This is a genomic window from Pseudorhizobium marinum (assembly GCF_000705355.1).
Taxonomy (GTDB): domain Bacteria; phylum Pseudomonadota; class Alphaproteobacteria; order Rhizobiales; family Rhizobiaceae; genus Neorhizobium; species Neorhizobium pelagicum.
Map to the genome: position 1 here is coordinate 19,789 of NZ_JMQK01000001.1, position 14,387 is coordinate 34,175.

The following is a 14,387-nucleotide window of genomic DNA, read 5'->3' on the forward strand; positions in this document are numbered from 1 at the left end:
ACTGCGTGAAGTGGGGTAGGCATGTCGGAGTTTGGCGCGTGAAGGGTTTGAAGATCCGGCTGTCGCGGACACTTCTTCTGATCATCGGCGGCGTGACCATCCTGGGCGGCGGGAGCGGCGCGGCGGCGGTCTTCATCGGCACCGAACGGCTGCTGGGGCCATCCTACGCGTCGCTCAACGGGCTTGGCTGTACAACCGTCGCAACCGTCAGGATCAAGAAGGCAGACCGCTTCTGGATCCGCAAATACGTCACGACGGACGAGCCGGGAGACGGAATCTCGCGGCTGAAGACCGCGCTGCGCGTGGCTCGCAAGGTCCAGGAGGCGGAGCATTCCGACCTCGTCCAGGTGACCGTGCTCGACCCGGCGGGCCCGACCGAACGCTCGAAGATGCGGGGACGCGCCATCGGCGCGCAGGTCGTCTACATTCCCGATCTCGCCAAGGCGCCGGAAGGTGCATCGGCGCAGCCGATCAAGGCCTACTACGTCGACGGATCGGCAGATGGCAGCGGCGACTTCTGGGGCCTGCGGATCGATCTTCCCCTGGAGGATGCCGAACATCTCGCGACAAGACTGACCGATGACGCGGACTGCATGGATCCGGTCGTCGAAGGCGAAGACGCTGCGGCAGGTCATGGTGCGGCCGCCGGGCCTGGCGAAGCCAACGGCCATGATGCGCCGTCCGGCCACGGCGAGAGCGAAACGCCCGACGCTGGCGGCGACGGCCACGGCGCCGAGCCTGCCGCTGGCGCTCATGGCGAGGAAACACCTGTCGCCGAGCACGACGGCGGTGAGGAGACCGGCTGGATGGCGTCACTGATGGGTATGGTCGGCCTCGGTGGTGGAGAGGGCGAAGCCCATGACGCCGCTGCCGAATCCGGCCACGAACCACCCGCCGAAGACGAACCTGCCCAGGGCCACGACGCTGCTGGCAAGCAGGGCGCCGCGGACCATGCGCCCGCAGCGGATGCTGCAGCCCATGGAAGCGAGCCCGCGGAAGAGGGCGTCGCCGCCCATCCGCCCGAAGAGGTTGCTCCCGTCGAGGACAAAGGCTGGCTTGCGACCGTCAAGGGCATAATTGGGCTTGGCGAGACCGTCGAAGAGGAAAAAGTCGAAGCCGCCACCGGCGCGCATGAGGATGCGCCGGCTGCAGCGGAGGCTGCTCATGCCGCACCAGCGGCGGAGGCCGCTCCTGGCGTCACCGAAGCGGAAGCCCACGCCGAGGATGCGCCGCCGGCGAAGGCCGACGAGCATGGTGCCGCCTGGCTTGCCAAGATGCGTGCCCAGCCGCTGACGCCCGCGGCCGACAGTCCCGCCGCCGCGTCGAGCGAAGAGGGCCATCCGCCCGCCGCTGGCGACGATCATTCCGCGACCGAGGCGCCGGCCGACGGCGAGAGCGTGCAACATGCCGAGGCGTCGCATGCACCGGTGGTCGCCGAGGAGGACGACCCGGAGCTGCACCGCAGGAAGCCCGCCGCGCCCGCCGCGACGCATTGATCTTGGCGGTTAACGCTGTCGTCAGCGCGCGCCCGCGGGATGCTGGCCGACTGCCCGTGCCGCCGCTGCCGCCAATTGAAGGATGTTGCGGGGCTCGTCCGGAGTCAGTCGCCGCAGATCGCTGCCAGCGGCCTGCAGGAAGCCTGCCGCCGATGCGGAATAGATCGACATCAGCATGGCGGGCTGAAACGGCAGCAGAGGCGGCACCGTCAGGCGCTGCCGCGCGGCGGTGAGGCTTTCCGGCAGGTAGTCGACATCCAGTTCCCGCGCCAGATCGGCTATCGTGAACGCGTCCGTGCCGGCCAGCTCGTAGATGGCGCCGGCATGCGAGGCGGGATCGGCCAGCACCGTCACCGCGGCATCGGCGAGATCCTCGCGCGCCACGGCAGAGATCGACGCGCTGCCGAAGGGGGCGCGGATGACGCCATCCACGGGCACCGCAAGGCTGCCGATCAATTCCGCATAGAGCCCGTTGCGCAGGATGGTCCAGGCCATTCGGCTCTGCTGCAGGCGCCGCTCGGTCCACCGATGCGCCAGCGCGAAACCAAGGTGGTCGCCGGTTTCGGTGAGGCTGGTATAGACGATGTGGCGGACGCTCTGACGTTCCGCCGCGGCGATGACCGCACCATGCCGTTCGATGACGACGTCGTCTTCCGCATAGCCGGCGGAGACGAGCAACAGGGTCTCGACCTCGCTGAAATCGAGGGAGCCGGGGTCGTCGAAATCGATCCTTCGGATGTCGTGCTGTCCGCCGGCCGCGTGCCGGCTGCCGGTGGCGAAATGCAGTCCGGCGACGCTGGCCTTTTGTGCAACAAGGGTGGAGAGGTGGCCGGAGCCTCCGGTGATCAGTATCATGTCTTGTGTCCTCTTGCTTGGGGGCACATCTACCTATTGCGGCTGTCAGCCGGGCGTAAGGAGGCACATTGATGTTCGCTGAAGACGATGTTTCAGAAGAGATACTGGAGCCCTGCGGCACGCCGGATCACGAGGACTGCGGCCTGCGGCTGATCCTCGACCGCCTCGGCGAGAAATGGACGGTGATGACGGTTGCGGAGCTTGCGGGTGGTCCGCGACGCTATCGGGAGATCGAGCGTTCGCTGTCGGGCGTGACCCAGCGGATGCTGACGCTGACGCTGCGCCGGCTGGAACGGGACGGCTTCCTCAGCCGGACCGTCGAGCCCACCAATCCACCGTCGGTGACCTATGCGCTGACGGCAAGCGGGCAGAGCTTTGCCAGGATGGTGACGCATCTGGTCGACTGGTCGCGGTCGCACAAGGACACAATCCGGCTGGCGCAGCAGGATTTCGACCGGCACCACGTAGGCTAGCTCTGCTGCCGCGGGAGGGCGGCAGCAGCGGACCTCCGGCTCGTCAGTCCGCCTTGCCGCGGCGGGCCGGGAAGAGGATGACGTCGCGGATCGAGGGAGCGTTGGTCAGGAGCATGATCAGGCGGTCGACGCCGATGCCGAGGCCGCCGGCCGGAGGCATGCCCTGGTCGATGGCGTCGAGAAACTCCTCATCAAGCTGCTTTTCCTTCTCGCCGCGCGCATGCGCCTGCTCCAGCTGCTCGACCATGCGGGCGCGCTGCTCTTCCGGATCGTTCAGCTCGGAGAAGGCGTTGCCGATCTCCCAGGTGTTGCAATAGGTCTCGAAGCGTTCCACCAGGCGCGGCTCGCCGGGGACTTCCTTGGCAAACGGCGAGATGTCCTTCGGAAAATGCGTCACATGCGCCGGCTGGATCAGCGTCGCCTCGACCTTCTCCTCGAAGATGAAGGCCAGGCATTCGCCCCAGGTCCAGTCCTTCTCGACCTCGAAGCCGGCGGCCTTGGCGGCAGAGCGGGCTTCCTCGTCCGTCTTCATGGCGAGGAAGTCGATGCCGGTCGCCTCCTTGACGGCGTCGGGCATGGGCACGCGGCGGAACGGCCCCTTGAAGGAGATTTCGGTCTCGCCGTACATGAACTCGGTCGTGCCGTGGATGGCGGTGGCAAGCTCGGCGTAGAGGCGTTCCACGAGGTCCATGATGTCCTCGTAGTCGGCATAGGCCCAGTAGCACTCCATCATCGTGAATTCGGGGTTGTGCCGGGTCGAGACGCCTTCGTTGCGGAAGTTGCGGTTGATCTCGAAGACCTTGTCGGAAAGACCGGAGACCAGCGTCCGCTTCAAAAACAGTTCCGGCGCGATGCGCAGGTACATGTCGAGCTTCAGCGTGTTGTGGTGCGTCTTGAAGGGCTCGGCCGTGGCGCCGCCGTAGACGGAATGCAGCATCGGCGTCTCGACTTCCATGAAGCCGTCGTTCTCCATGAAGCGGCGGATGCCGGAGACGATCCTCGAGCGCTGCTGGAAGCGCAGCTTGGAATCCTCGTTCGTCAGGATGTCGAGATGGCGCTTGCGGTAGCGCTGCTCGATGTCGGACAGACCGTGGTACTTCTCCGGCATCGGCAGGAGCGCCTTGGTCAGCATGGTGATCTCTTGCGCATTGATCGTCAGCTCGCCGCGCTTGGTGCGGCGCACGATGCCGGTGACGCCGATGATGTCGCCGAGGTCGATCAGGGGCAGCAGCTCGCGCGCCGCTTCCGGCGTCGTGTCCTTGTGGGAAAAGATCTGGATCTTGCCCGAGGCGTCGCGCAGATCGATGAACATGCCGGAATTGCGGGACGAGAAGACGCGGCCGGCGACCGTCACCACATCCTGCGTCTCGACGTCGTCCTCGAGCCCCGCATATTTCTCGGCGAGCTCGGCATTGGTCATCGTCCGGTGGAAATGCGCCGGATAGACGTCGCCGACCTTGTCGCGCAGCAGCTTGAGCTTCTGGGCACGGACTTCCGTGACGTCGGAGGAGAGGGCGGTTTCGGTCTTCTGGTCGGTCATTTTTATCTCGCCTACTTCGGGCATGGAATACTCAGCGGTGCGGCTGGCTCGGCCTAACCCTCCCCCTTGTGGGGAGGGTCGGAGCGAAGCGACGGGGAGGGGTTTCCTCAGCTTAGGAAGAAAGACCCCTCCCTAACCCTCCCCACAAGGGGGAGGGGACCCGTCGCGTATGTCGCTACTTTCCGTCGCCCACCATGGACGCCACCACCGTTGCCGCAATCTTCAGGCGCTGGCGCACGACGGAGCGGCCGAGCAGCGCCATGCTATCAAACAGCGGCAGCGAGCGCGACGAGCCGGACATGGCCACGAAGAGCGGCGGGGTGACGACGCGCAGCTTCTTGCCGAGCTTGTCGGCAACGGCACGCAGTTCCTGGTCGATCGCCTCGACGTTCCATTCGAGGATCTTCTCGAGATCCGCCTGGACCGTGTTGATGATCTCCAGCGTCTCGGCCGGGCTCGTCTTCAGTCCGGCAAAGGAAGCAGGCGTCAGGCCGACGTCGCTGGCCAGCAGGAAGCCCGCCAGCTGCGGCAGTTCGCCGAGCTTGGAAATGCGGCTCTGCGACAGCTTCAGGCCTTCCGTCAGGCGCTGGTTCTCGGACGCCCATTCGAGGGTGCGGGCAATGAAGTCCTCCGGCGTCAGCTTCTCGCGCAGCCAGCGGCCGTTCAGCCAGTCGAGCTTCTGGATGTCGAAGATGGCGCCCGCCTTGGAGAGGTTGTCGGGATCGAACTTCTCGATCAGGTCATCCATGGTCAGCAGTTCTTCGCCCTCGGCGATCTGGATGAAGAACAGGCCGAGGAAGTTCATTAGCGCTTCCGGCAGGTAGCCGAGCGCCGAGTAGTAGGAGATCGATGTCGGGTTCTTGCGCTTCGACAGCTTCGACTTGTCGGCATTGCGCATCAGCGACAGATGCATGAACACCGGCTGCTCCCAGCCGAAATAACGGTAGAGCAGGATGTGTTTGGGCACCGAGGCCAGCCACTCTTCGCCGCGGGCGACGTGGGTGATCTTCATCAGGTGGTCGTCGATGACATTGGCCATGTGATAGGTCGGCATGCCGTCGCCCTTGATCAGGACCTGCATGTCGACCGAATCCCACGGGATCGAGACGTCGCCATAGACGCCGTCGGTGAAGTCGCAGGACCCTTCGGTCGGGATCTTCATGCGGATGACCGAGCCTTCGCCGGCAGCCATCTTTGCGGTGACTTCCTCGGCGCTGTAGCGCAGGCAGAGACCGTCGTACTTCGGCGGCTTGCCGGCAGCGCGCTGGCCCTCGCGCATCTGCTCCAGCCGTTCGGGCGTGCAGAAGCAGCGGAAGGCGTGGCCCTTGTCGAGAAGCTCCTGCGCGTAGGGCTGGTACATGTCCTTGCGGTCGGACTGGCGGTAGGGACCGTAGGGGCCGCCGACATCCGGACCTTCCGCCCAGGTGAGGCCGGTCCATTTCAGTGCGTCGAGCACCTTCTGCTCGAACTCCGGCGTGGAGCGCGTTGCGTCGGTGTCCTCGATGCGCAGGATGAACTCGCCGCCCATCTTCTTGGCGAAGAGGTAGTTGAACAGCGCGATGTAGACGGTGCCGACATGCGGTTCGCCGGTCGGCGAGGGGGCGATGCGGACGCGGGGGCCGGAAGTGCTCATGGATAATGCTCGATTTGGCGCCTTCAGTGGCGCTGACCTGCGTGTCTCGGGATAGCAGGCCTTAGCGCATATTCAGCGTCGAGCGTCAAGACTCAAGGGTCGGCGAGAGGGCGACTAGCCCACCGGCCAGACCCAGAGCAGCGTCGGCACGCTGACCAGCACGATGATGAAGGAGAGCGGCAGGCCGAGGCGCGGGTAGTCGCTGAACTTGTAGCCGCCCGGTCCCATGACCAGCGTGTTGCACTGGTGGCCGACCGGGGTCAGGAAGTCGGAGCCCGCGCCGATCGCCACCGCCATCAGGAAGGCCTCCGGCCGATAATCGAGTGCCGTCGCGAAGCTTGCCGCGATCGGCCCCATGACGAGCACGGTCGCCGCATTGTTGAGGAAGGGCGTGACGCCCATGGCGGTGACCAGGATCAGTGCCAGCGCCGCCCAGGGCGGCAGGCCGGTCGCCATATTGCCAAGCGCCCCGGCGATCAGCTCGCTTGCCCCGGAGGTTCGCAGCGTGTCGGCGACCGGGATCAGGGCTGCCAGCATGATGAGGATCGGACCGTCCACCGCCTTGTAGAGGTCGGTCAGCGGGATGGCGCGGAAGACTGCCATTCCCAGCGCCGCCGCGAAGAAGGCGATGGCGACGGGCACCCAGCCGAGCGCCGTCGAGATCATCGCCGCTGCGAGGATGACCAGCGGGATGAAGGCCTTGCGCTTGGTGCCGAGCATGACTTCCCGCTGCGCCAGCGGCAGCAGGGCGAAGTCCTGCATGACGCCGGGAAGCGCATTGCGGTTACCCTGCAGAACGATGACGTCGCCCGCCATCAGCGTCAGGTCGCGCAGGCGCTCGCTGAGGCGCTGGCCGCGCCGGCTGACCGCCAGAAGATTGACGCCACGGGTATAGGAGAGAGCGAGCTCCCGCGCCGACAGGCCGGAAAGGGGCGATTCACGCGAGATGATCGCCTCGATGGAAATCAGGTCGTCGAGCTGTTGCCCGCGCCCCTTCAAGGGCTTGCCGGAGAGCTGCAGCTTGGCACCCGAGACGACCCGGTCGATGGCCGCGGAACGGCCTTCGAGGATGATCGTGTCGTTCTCGCGCAGGTTCAGGTCAGGAAAGGGCGACATGCGCGTCGCGCCCCGCAGGATGGCGGTCGCGATGACCTCGCCGTCTCCCCGCTTCAGCAGTTCGCCGAGCGGCCTGCCGACGACGTTGGACTGGGCCGACACGGTCGCTTCCGAGGTGTAGTTGGCGATCTCGACCGCCTCCTCCAGAGAGGTATTCTGCCGGGTCCGCGACGGCACCAGCCAGTGGAAGAACAAGAGGAAGGTGATGCCGACCAGGGTCAGGATGGCGCCCACGGGCGTGAAGTCGAACATGGTGAAGGGCGTCCCGGTGAGATCGGCCCTCAGCTGCGAGACGACGATGTTGGGGGAGGTGCCGATCTGCGTCATCAGGCCGCCCAGCAGCGCGGAGAAGGCCATCGGCATCAGGTATTTCGACGGCGAAATGCCGGAGCGCTTGGAGAACTGGAAGGCCACCGGCATCATGATCGCCAGCGCGCCGATGTTCTTGATGAAGGCTGACAGCACCGCGACGACGATCATCAGCAGGGCAAGCTGCGTCCTGATCGAGGTGAGATTGGGGAAGAACTTCTTGATGGCGATGTCGACGATGCCGGAGCGCGCGACCGCGGCGCTGACCACCAGGGCACTGCCGACGATGATGACGATGTCGTCGGAAAAGCCGGAGAATGCCTCTTCGAAGGGGACGATGCCCACCGCCACCGCAGCGATCAATGCGCAGCAGGCGACCATGTCATAGCGAAACCGGTCCCAGATGAAGACGACCATCATCAAACCGATAATGGTAAAGGCGAAGATCTGCTCTGTTGTCATATGACCCCGGAAGAAACGTGAAGCGGTCCTGCTTCACCGCGCGCCTGCGCTGGAAGAGTTGCACAACGTGGCGGTCACGGAAAGGTGCCCGTGGTCCGCACAATAAAATGGCCCGCTTGCGCAGGCCATTTTCGACGTGTCCCTCAATGGACGGAGGTGCCGGATTTCCGTCGCTTGCGGGCGAACATGTTGAGCACCTCGACCAGGGCGGAGAAGGCCATCGCGGCATAGATATAGCCCTTCGGCACATGGAAGCCCATGCCTTCGGCAATCAGTGTCGTGCCGATCATCAGCAGGAAGCCGAGCGCCAGCATGACAATGGTCGGGTTCTTCTCGATGAAGTTGGCGAGCGGTGTGGCCGCGATCAGCATGACCGTGACGGCGGCGACGACGGCAATGATCATGATCGGCAGATGCGGCGTCATGCCGACCGCGGTGATGATGCTGTCGATCGAGAAGACGAGGTCGAGCAGGAGGATCTGGCCGATGGCCGCACCGAAGGTGATCGAGGCGGCGCCGCCGACCATGTCTTCCTTGTGATCGACGGGATCGACCGAATGGTGGATTTCCTTCGTCGCCTTCCAGACCAGGAAGAGGCCACCGGCGATCAGGATGAGGTCCTTCCAGGAGAAGGCGTGGCCGAAGACCTCGAAAAGCGGTTCCGTCAGCTGCACGATCCAGGCGACAGTGCCCAGAAGCGCAAGGCGCATGACCAGCGCCAGGCCGATGCCGATCTTGCGGGCACGCTCCCGACTTTCGGCAGGAAGCTTGTTGGTGAGGATCGAAATGAAGATCAGGTTGTCGATGCCGAGGATCACTTCCATGATCACAAGAGTCACCAGCGCCACCCATGCGGCTGGATCCTGAGCGAGCGTGATAATTCCCTGCATCCGATGTTTTCCCTCGAGGTAGCGGCCGATGAACCGCCGCGGTGGCGCAAGATGTAAGGGAAGTTGGCCCGATAGCAAGAGCTTCTGGCGGTGCAGCAACGACCGCGATTTTTGATTTACGTACCTCAGAATTTGATCTATCACATCCGCGGGAGGACGAATGAAGCCTACGGTCCACGATATCGCTCGTTCGGCGGGCGTCAGCCTTGCCACCGTCGACCGTGTCCTCAACGGTCGCCCGGGTGTGCGCAGCGTGACCCGGGAGAAGGTGGAGCAGGCCATCGTGGCGCTCGGCTACGTCCGCGACCTGGCCGCCGCCAATCTCGCCAAGGGCCGCACCTACAGCTTCTGCTTCGTGCTTCCGGCCAACGACAATTCCTTCATGATCCGGCTCCGCGAAGAGGTCCAGGATGCGATCCGGCGGTCGGCGCCGGAGCGCGCGCGGATAGAGATCGCCGAGGTTCCGGCCTTCGATGCCGCGGCGCTGGTAACTGCCCTGGACGCCATTCGAGACCAGGGGGCCGACGGCGTGGCGCTGGTCGCGGTCGACGCACCCGAGGTTCGCGCGGCGGTCGAGCGTCTGACGCAGGCCGGGATCGCCGTCGTCACGCTGGTCTCGGACCTCGGCGCCTCGAGCCGCGACCATTACGCGGGGATCGACAACAGCGCTGCCGGCCGGACCGCCGCCAACCTGATGGGGCGCTTCCTCAGCAAGGTCGACGGCCGGGTGGCGATCCTCGCCGGCTCCATGCTGGTTCGTGACCACCGGGAACGGCTGGAAGGGTTTCTGTCCGTGCTGGGCGAGGAGTTTCCGCGCGTGGCGATCCTGCCTGTCATCGAGGCGCGCGACGATCCGGCGCTGGTGGAGACGATGGTCCGCGAGGCGCTGCGCCGTCATCCTGAAATCGCCGGTATCTACAGTCTCGGTGCCGGCAACCGCGGCCTCATCCGCGTGCTGAAGGAAAAGGGCACGGCCAGCCGGCCGGTGGTCATTGCCCACGAACTGACGGCATCGACCCGGGAGGCGCTGCAGGGCGATCTCATCGATGCGGTCCTGAACCAGGATCCCGGCCACGAGGTCCGCAGCGCCATCCGCGTGCTGAAGGCGAAGGCCGACGGCCTGCCGGTGCTGGCCGCCCAGGAGCGCATCCGCATCGACATATTCTTGAAAGACAATCTGCCCTGAGGGCAGAAGGAAAGGAACGACATGTATCTCGGTCTCGATCTCGGAACGTCAGGCGTCAAGGCGATGCTGATCGACGGTGAGCAGAGGATCATCGGTTCGGCGAGCGGTGCACTGGATGTGTCCCGACCGCATTCCGGCTGGTCGGAGCAGGACCCGGCCCATTGGATCCGCGCCACGGAAGAGGCGGTCGGCGCGCTCGCCCAGAAGTTTCCGACGGAGATGGCGGCGGTCAAGGGCATCGGGCTCTCCGGCCACATGCACGGCGCGACGCTGATCGACAAGGACGACAGGGTGCTGCGGCCCTGCATCCTCTGGAACGACACGCGCTCCTTCAAGGAAGCGGCCGACCTCGATGCCGATCCGCGCTTTCGCGCCATCACCGGCAACATCGTCTTCCCGGGCTTTACGGCGCCGAAGCTCGTCTGGGTAAAGAACAACGAGCCGGAGATCTTCGCCAATGTCGCCAAGGTCCTGCTGCCGAAGGATTACCTGCGTCTGTGGCTGACCGGCGAGCACATCTCCGAGATGTCGGATTCGGCTGGCACCTCCTGGCTCGATACCGGCGCGCGAAAATGGTCGGCCGAGCTTCTGGCGGCAACCGATCTCTCCGAAAGCCAGATGCCGTCGCTCGTCGAGGGCACGGAGCCGGGCGGCACGCTGCGCGGCGAGCTGTCCTCGAAATGGGGCATGGGTGCAGGCGTCGTCGTGGCCGGCGGTGCCGGCGACAATGCGGCCTCTGCCTGCGGCATGGGCACGGTGGCGGAAGGCCATGCCTTCGTTTCGCTCGGCACCTCGGGCGTGCTGTTTGCCGCCAACGGTTCCTATCTGCCGAAGCCGGAAAGCGCCGTGCATGCCTTCTGCCATGCGCTGCCGAACACCTGGCACCAGATGGGCGTCATCCTGTCGGCGACCGATGCGCTGAACTGGCACGCGCATGTCACCGGCAAATCCGCCGCCGAACTGACCGGCGAACTCGGCGACGCGCTGAAGGCGCCGACCGGCGTCACCTTCCTGCCGTATCTGTCGGGTGAACGCACGCCGCACAACGATGCGCAGATCCGCGGCGCCTTCATCGGCCTCGGCCACGAATCGAGCCGCGCGGTGCTGACCCAGGCCGTGATGGAAGGCGTCACCTTCGCGATCCGCGACAATCTCGAGGCGCTGAAGTCCGCCGGCACCTCGATCTCCCGCGTCACCGCCATCGGCGGCGGCTCGCGCTCGCGCTACTGGCTGGCCTCCATTGCCACGGCGCTCGGCGTCCCGGTCGACATTCCGGCGGACGGCGACTTCGGGGCGGCCTTCGGCGCGGCGCGATTGGGACTGATCGCCGCGACCGGCGCCGATCCGCTCGCCGTTTGCTCGGCGCCTCAGACGGAGGCGACGATCGAGCCGGTGGCTGCGCTTTCGGGGGCTTACGAGGATGCCTATGCCCGCTACCGGGCGGCGTATCCGGCGATCCGGTCGCTGATGCACTAGCAGCGCTCTTTTCGAGGGGTACGAAACCCCTCCCCAACCCCTCCCCACAAGGGGGAGGGGCTTCATTGCCCCAAGCTCCGCTTTGCCGTGTGGGATGGCGGTGCCTCTGGTTCTCTCCCCCTTGTGGGGGAGATGCCGGCAGGCAGAGGGGGACTTTTCACGCGTCAAGAACCAACAGGAGGACATACCCATGACCACAGGCTTTTTCGGAGACATCCAGAAGATCAAATACGAGGGGCCGGACAGCACCAATCCGCTGGCCTTCCGCCACTACAACCCGGACGAGGTCGTTGCCGGCAAGCGGATGGAGGACCATCTGCGGTTTGCCATCGCCTATTGGCACACATTTGCCTGGGAGGGCGGCGATCCCTTCGGCGGGCGCACCTTCGACCGGCCCTGGTACGGCGACGACATGGGCAAGGCCAAGCTGAAGGCGGACGTCGCCTTCGAGATGTTCAGCCTGATCGGCGCGCCCTACTACTGCTTCCATGACGCGGACGTGCGTCCGGAGGGCAATTCCTTTGCCGAGAATACGAAGAACCTGAACGAGATCGTCGACTACTTCGCCAGGAAGCAGGAAGAGACGGGCGTCAAGCTGCTCTGGGGCACGGCAAACCTCTTCTCCAACCGCCGCTTCATGTCGGGTGCGTCGACCAATCCCGATCCGGACGTGTTTGCCTATTCGGCCGCCACCATCAAGACCTGCATGGATGCCACCATGAAGCTCGGCGGCGAGAACTATGTTCTCTGGGGCGGTCGCGAAGGCTATGAGACGCTTCTCAACACCGATCTGAAGCGCGAACTCGACCAGATGGCGCGCATGCTCACCATGGTCGTCGAGTACAAGCACAAGATCGGCTTCAAGGGCACGATCCTGGTGGAGCCGAAGCCGCAGGAGCCGACCAAGCACCAGTACGACTATGATGTCGGCACGGTTTACGGCTTCCTGAAGAAGTACGGCCTCGAAAACGAGGTGAAGATGAACATCGAGCAGGGTCATGCGATCCTGGCCGGTCACACCTTCGAGCACGAGCTGGCGCTCGCCGGCGCGCTCGGCATCCTCGGCTCCATCGACATGAACCGCAACGACTACCAGTCCGGCTGGGATACCGACCAGTTCCCCAACAACGTCCCGGAAATGGCGCTGGCCTACTACCAGGTCCTGCAGAACGGGGGCTTCACCACCGGCGGCACCAACTTCGACGCCAAGCTGCGCCGCCAGTCGCTCGATCCGGAAGACCTGCTGCACGGCCACATCGGCGGCATGGACTGCTGCGCCCGGGGCCTGAAGGCTGCGGCGAAGATGATCGAGGACAAGGCCCTGTCGGCGCCGCTCGCCGAGCGCTATGCCGGCTGGGACAGCGCCGAGGCGCAGAAGATGCTGCGCGGCGAATACACGCTGGAGGACATCACCGCCCGCGTCGAGCGCGACAACGTCAACCCGGAGCCGCGCTCCGGTCGCCAGGAGTACCTGGAGAACGTCGTCAACCGCTACGTCTGAGGTGCCTTGAGACACAAGAGCCGGGGTGCCACGGCGCTCCGGCTGTCTCTGTGATCAATCTCACGCCATGTCCGGCGGCGTACTGCCGGGCGGTGGCGGCATCTGGTAGAGCGGTCCCGTCGCCCAGTCCGGCGGCAGGTCGAGGTCGGCCTGGCCCCAGAGCGTCAGGCGTCCGGCCTTGTATCCTGCGCTTTCGAGAAGCTCGTGATGCGCCGACTGCATGGCAAGCATCAGCGCCTGGATACCATCCTCGCCAGGGGTATCGCCCCGAAACTCTCCGTCCGGCCAGCCGATCGACCACCGGCAGCGGAATTCACCGCCGGGCGCCTTTTCGGGACGCTGGAAGCGGACGACCAGCGGCAATCCATCGAGATCGAAGCTTCGTTCGACAAAAATTGACTGATCCATCCGGCTCTCCATCATCGCACCTCAGGCAGCGGCTGCGCCTGCCGGAAGTGTTCGACGATCGTGTCGCCCGATGCAAGGGCCGCCTGATGCGGCCCTGCTTCCATCAGGCGGCCGCTGCAACGCCGTCGAGCGCCGTCATCACCTCGGGGGAAAGCTCCAGCTCGGCCGCCGCCAGGTTTTCCCGCAGGTGCGCCACCGAAGACGTGCCCGGGATCAGCAGGATGTTGGGCGCCCGCTGCAGCAGCCAGGCCAGTGCCACCTGCATCGGCGTTGCGTCCAGCCCGGCCGCGACATCCGAGAGGGTCGCCGATTGCAACGGCGAGAAACCGCCGAGCGGGAAGAAGGGCACATAGGCGATCCCGTCTGCCGCCAGCGCATAGATCAGGGCATCATCGGCGCGGTGCGCGATGTTGTACATGTTCTGGACGCAGACGATTTCGACGATCTCTTTGGCATCTGCGACTTGTTTTGCCGTCACGTTGCTGAGGCCGATATGGCGGATCAGGCCCTGCCGCTGGAGGTCTGCCAGAACGGTCAGCGGCTCTTCCAGCGAGCCTTCGGCCGGACCGTGGATGTCAAACATGGCGCGCAGATTGACGACATCGATCGCCTCGAGCCCGAGGTTGCGCAGATTGTCGTGGACCGCCTCCGTCAGCTGCTCTTTCGAGAAGGCCGGGTTCCAGGAGCCGTCCTCGCCGCGCGTGGCGCCGATCTTGGTGACGATCACGAGATCGTCCGCATAGGGGTGCAGCGCCTCGCGGATCAGCTGGTTGGTCACGTGCGGGCCGTAGAAGTCGCTGGTGTCGATGTGGTTGACGCCCTGCGCAACGGCGTCCCGCAGCACGGCGAGGGCCGCGTCATGATCTTTCGGTGGGCCGAAGACGCCCGGGCCAGCGAGCTGCATGGCCCCGTAACCGAGGCGCTTCACTGTCTTGCTGCCGAGCTGGAAGGTCCCGGATTTGTCGATGTCGGTCATGATGTCTCTCCTTGTCGGTCGGCGTCATTTTGTGCCGGCACCTCAGATAGAGACTGGGAGCTTATC

General features: G+C 65.2%; 12 protein-coding genes. 5 read left to right on the top strand and 7 right to left on the bottom strand.

Annotated features, from left to right (window positions below; translation table 11 throughout):
• Positions 1–38 precede the first annotated feature (38 nt).
• Complete coding sequence (locus tag EO99_RS28560; protein WP_328286573.1) at positions 39–1,496, top strand: hypothetical protein; 1,458 nt, start codon at positions 39–41, stop codon at positions 1,494–1,496.
• A 21-nt stretch (positions 1,497–1,517) separates the two neighbouring features.
• Here the strand turns inward: EO99_RS28560 and EO99_RS0100105 are convergent, their stop codons facing one another.
• Positions 1,518–2,351 (bottom strand): Rossmann-fold NAD(P)-binding domain-containing protein, encoded by an 834-nt coding sequence (locus EO99_RS0100105; RefSeq protein WP_037110795.1) that lies wholly within the window; start codon positions 2,349–2,351, stop codon positions 1,518–1,520.
• Positions 2,352–2,422: 71 nt separating this feature from the next.
• Here EO99_RS0100105 and EO99_RS0100110 point away from each other — a divergent pair, with 71 nt between their 5' ends.
• Entirely contained in the window at positions 2,423–2,824 is a 402-nt protein-coding gene (locus EO99_RS0100110) for a winged helix-turn-helix transcriptional regulator (RefSeq protein ID WP_029616617.1), read from the top strand.
• A 43-nt stretch (positions 2,825–2,867) separates the two neighbouring features.
• Here EO99_RS0100110 and lysS read toward each other — a convergent pair whose 3' ends face one another.
• From lysS to EO99_RS0100130, 4 genes are all read right to left on the bottom strand, one after another.
• On the bottom strand, positions 2,868–4,364 hold the full coding sequence (gene lysS / locus EO99_RS0100115; RefSeq protein WP_029616618.1) for a lysine--tRNA ligase: 1,497 nt from the start codon (positions 4,362–4,364) through the stop codon (positions 2,868–2,870).
• Between the two features lie 175 nt (positions 4,365–4,539).
• Positions 4,540–5,997 (bottom strand): glutamate--tRNA ligase, encoded by a 1,458-nt coding sequence (gene gltX / locus EO99_RS0100120; RefSeq protein ID WP_029616619.1) that lies wholly within the window; start codon positions 5,995–5,997, stop codon positions 4,540–4,542.
• A gap of 114 nt (positions 5,998–6,111) precedes the next feature.
• Positions 6,112–7,884, bottom strand: a complete 1,773-nt coding sequence (locus EO99_RS0100125) for an SLC13 family permease (protein ID WP_029616620.1) — start codon at positions 7,882–7,884, stop codon at positions 6,112–6,114.
• 143 nt (positions 7,885–8,027) lie between these two features.
• Complete coding sequence (locus tag EO99_RS0100130) at positions 8,028–8,774, bottom strand: TerC family protein (RefSeq protein ID WP_029616621.1); 747 nt, start codon at positions 8,772–8,774, stop codon at positions 8,028–8,030.
• A 160-nt stretch (positions 8,775–8,934) separates the two neighbouring features.
• On the opposite strand from EO99_RS0100130, the gene EO99_RS0100135 reads away from it, so the two are divergent.
• The 3 genes from EO99_RS0100135 to xylA all read left to right on the top strand — a co-directional run bounded on the left by EO99_RS0100135 (position 8,935) and on the right by xylA (position 12,937).
• Positions 8,935–9,960 (top strand): LacI family DNA-binding transcriptional regulator, encoded by a 1,026-nt coding sequence (locus EO99_RS0100135; protein WP_029616622.1) that lies wholly within the window; start codon positions 8,935–8,937, stop codon positions 9,958–9,960.
• 21 nt (positions 9,961–9,981) lie between these two features.
• Positions 9,982–11,436 carry a xylulokinase gene (gene xylB / locus EO99_RS0100140; RefSeq protein ID WP_029616623.1) on the top strand — a complete coding sequence of 485 codons (1,455 nt, stop codon included), beginning with the start codon at positions 9,982–9,984 and terminating at the stop codon, positions 11,434–11,436.
• A 190-nt stretch (positions 11,437–11,626) separates the two neighbouring features.
• Positions 11,627–12,937: a xylose isomerase gene (gene xylA, locus EO99_RS0100145; protein ID WP_029616624.1), complete on the top strand. Its 1,311-nt coding sequence runs from the start codon at positions 11,627–11,629 to the stop codon at positions 12,935–12,937.
• Between the two features lie 60 nt (positions 12,938–12,997).
• On the opposite strand, the gene EO99_RS0100150 is transcribed toward xylA, so the two are convergent.
• Both EO99_RS0100150 and EO99_RS0100160 read right to left on the bottom strand, forming a co-directional pair.
• Positions 12,998–13,345: a DUF6968 family protein gene (locus EO99_RS0100150; protein WP_029616625.1), complete on the bottom strand. Its 348-nt coding sequence runs from the start codon at positions 13,343–13,345 to the stop codon at positions 12,998–13,000.
• A gap of 103 nt (positions 13,346–13,448) precedes the next feature.
• Positions 13,449–14,321, bottom strand: coding sequence for an aldo/keto reductase family oxidoreductase (locus tag EO99_RS0100160; protein WP_029616626.1), 873 nt, complete (start codon positions 14,319–14,321; stop codon positions 13,449–13,451).
• Between the last annotated feature and the right edge of the window lie 66 nt (positions 14,322–14,387).

Excerpts from the sequence above, each read along its gene's own strand:
- EO99_RS0100105 (WP_037110795.1), bottom strand. The coding sequence starts at position 2,351 with ATGATACTGATCACCGGAGGCTCCGGCCACCTCTCCACCCTTGTTGCA.
- EO99_RS0100110 (WP_029616617.1), top strand. The coding sequence starts at position 2,423 with ATGTTCGCTGAAGACGATGTTTCAGAAGAGATACTGGAGCCCTGCGGC.
- lysS (WP_029616618.1), bottom strand. The coding sequence starts at position 4,364 with ATGACCGACCAGAAGACCGAAACCGCCCTCTCCTCCGACGTCACGGAA.
- gltX (WP_029616619.1), bottom strand. The coding sequence starts at position 5,997 with ATGAGCACTTCCGGCCCCCGCGTCCGCATCGCCCCCTCGCCGACCGGC.
- EO99_RS0100125 (WP_029616620.1), bottom strand. The coding sequence starts at position 7,884 with ATGACAACAGAGCAGATCTTCGCCTTTACCATTATCGGTTTGATGATG.
- EO99_RS0100130 (WP_029616621.1), bottom strand. The coding sequence starts at position 8,774 with ATGCAGGGAATTATCACGCTCGCTCAGGATCCAGCCGCATGGGTGGCG.
- EO99_RS0100135 (WP_029616622.1), top strand. The coding sequence starts at position 8,935 with ATGAAGCCTACGGTCCACGATATCGCTCGTTCGGCGGGCGTCAGCCTT.
- xylB (WP_029616623.1), top strand. The coding sequence starts at position 9,982 with ATGTATCTCGGTCTCGATCTCGGAACGTCAGGCGTCAAGGCGATGCTG.
- xylA (WP_029616624.1), top strand. The coding sequence starts at position 11,627 with ATGACCACAGGCTTTTTCGGAGACATCCAGAAGATCAAATACGAGGGG.
- EO99_RS0100150 (WP_029616625.1), bottom strand. The coding sequence starts at position 13,345 with ATGGATCAGTCAATTTTTGTCGAACGAAGCTTCGATCTCGATGGATTG.
- EO99_RS0100160 (WP_029616626.1), bottom strand. The coding sequence starts at position 14,321 with ATGACCGACATCGACAAATCCGGGACCTTCCAGCTCGGCAGCAAGACA.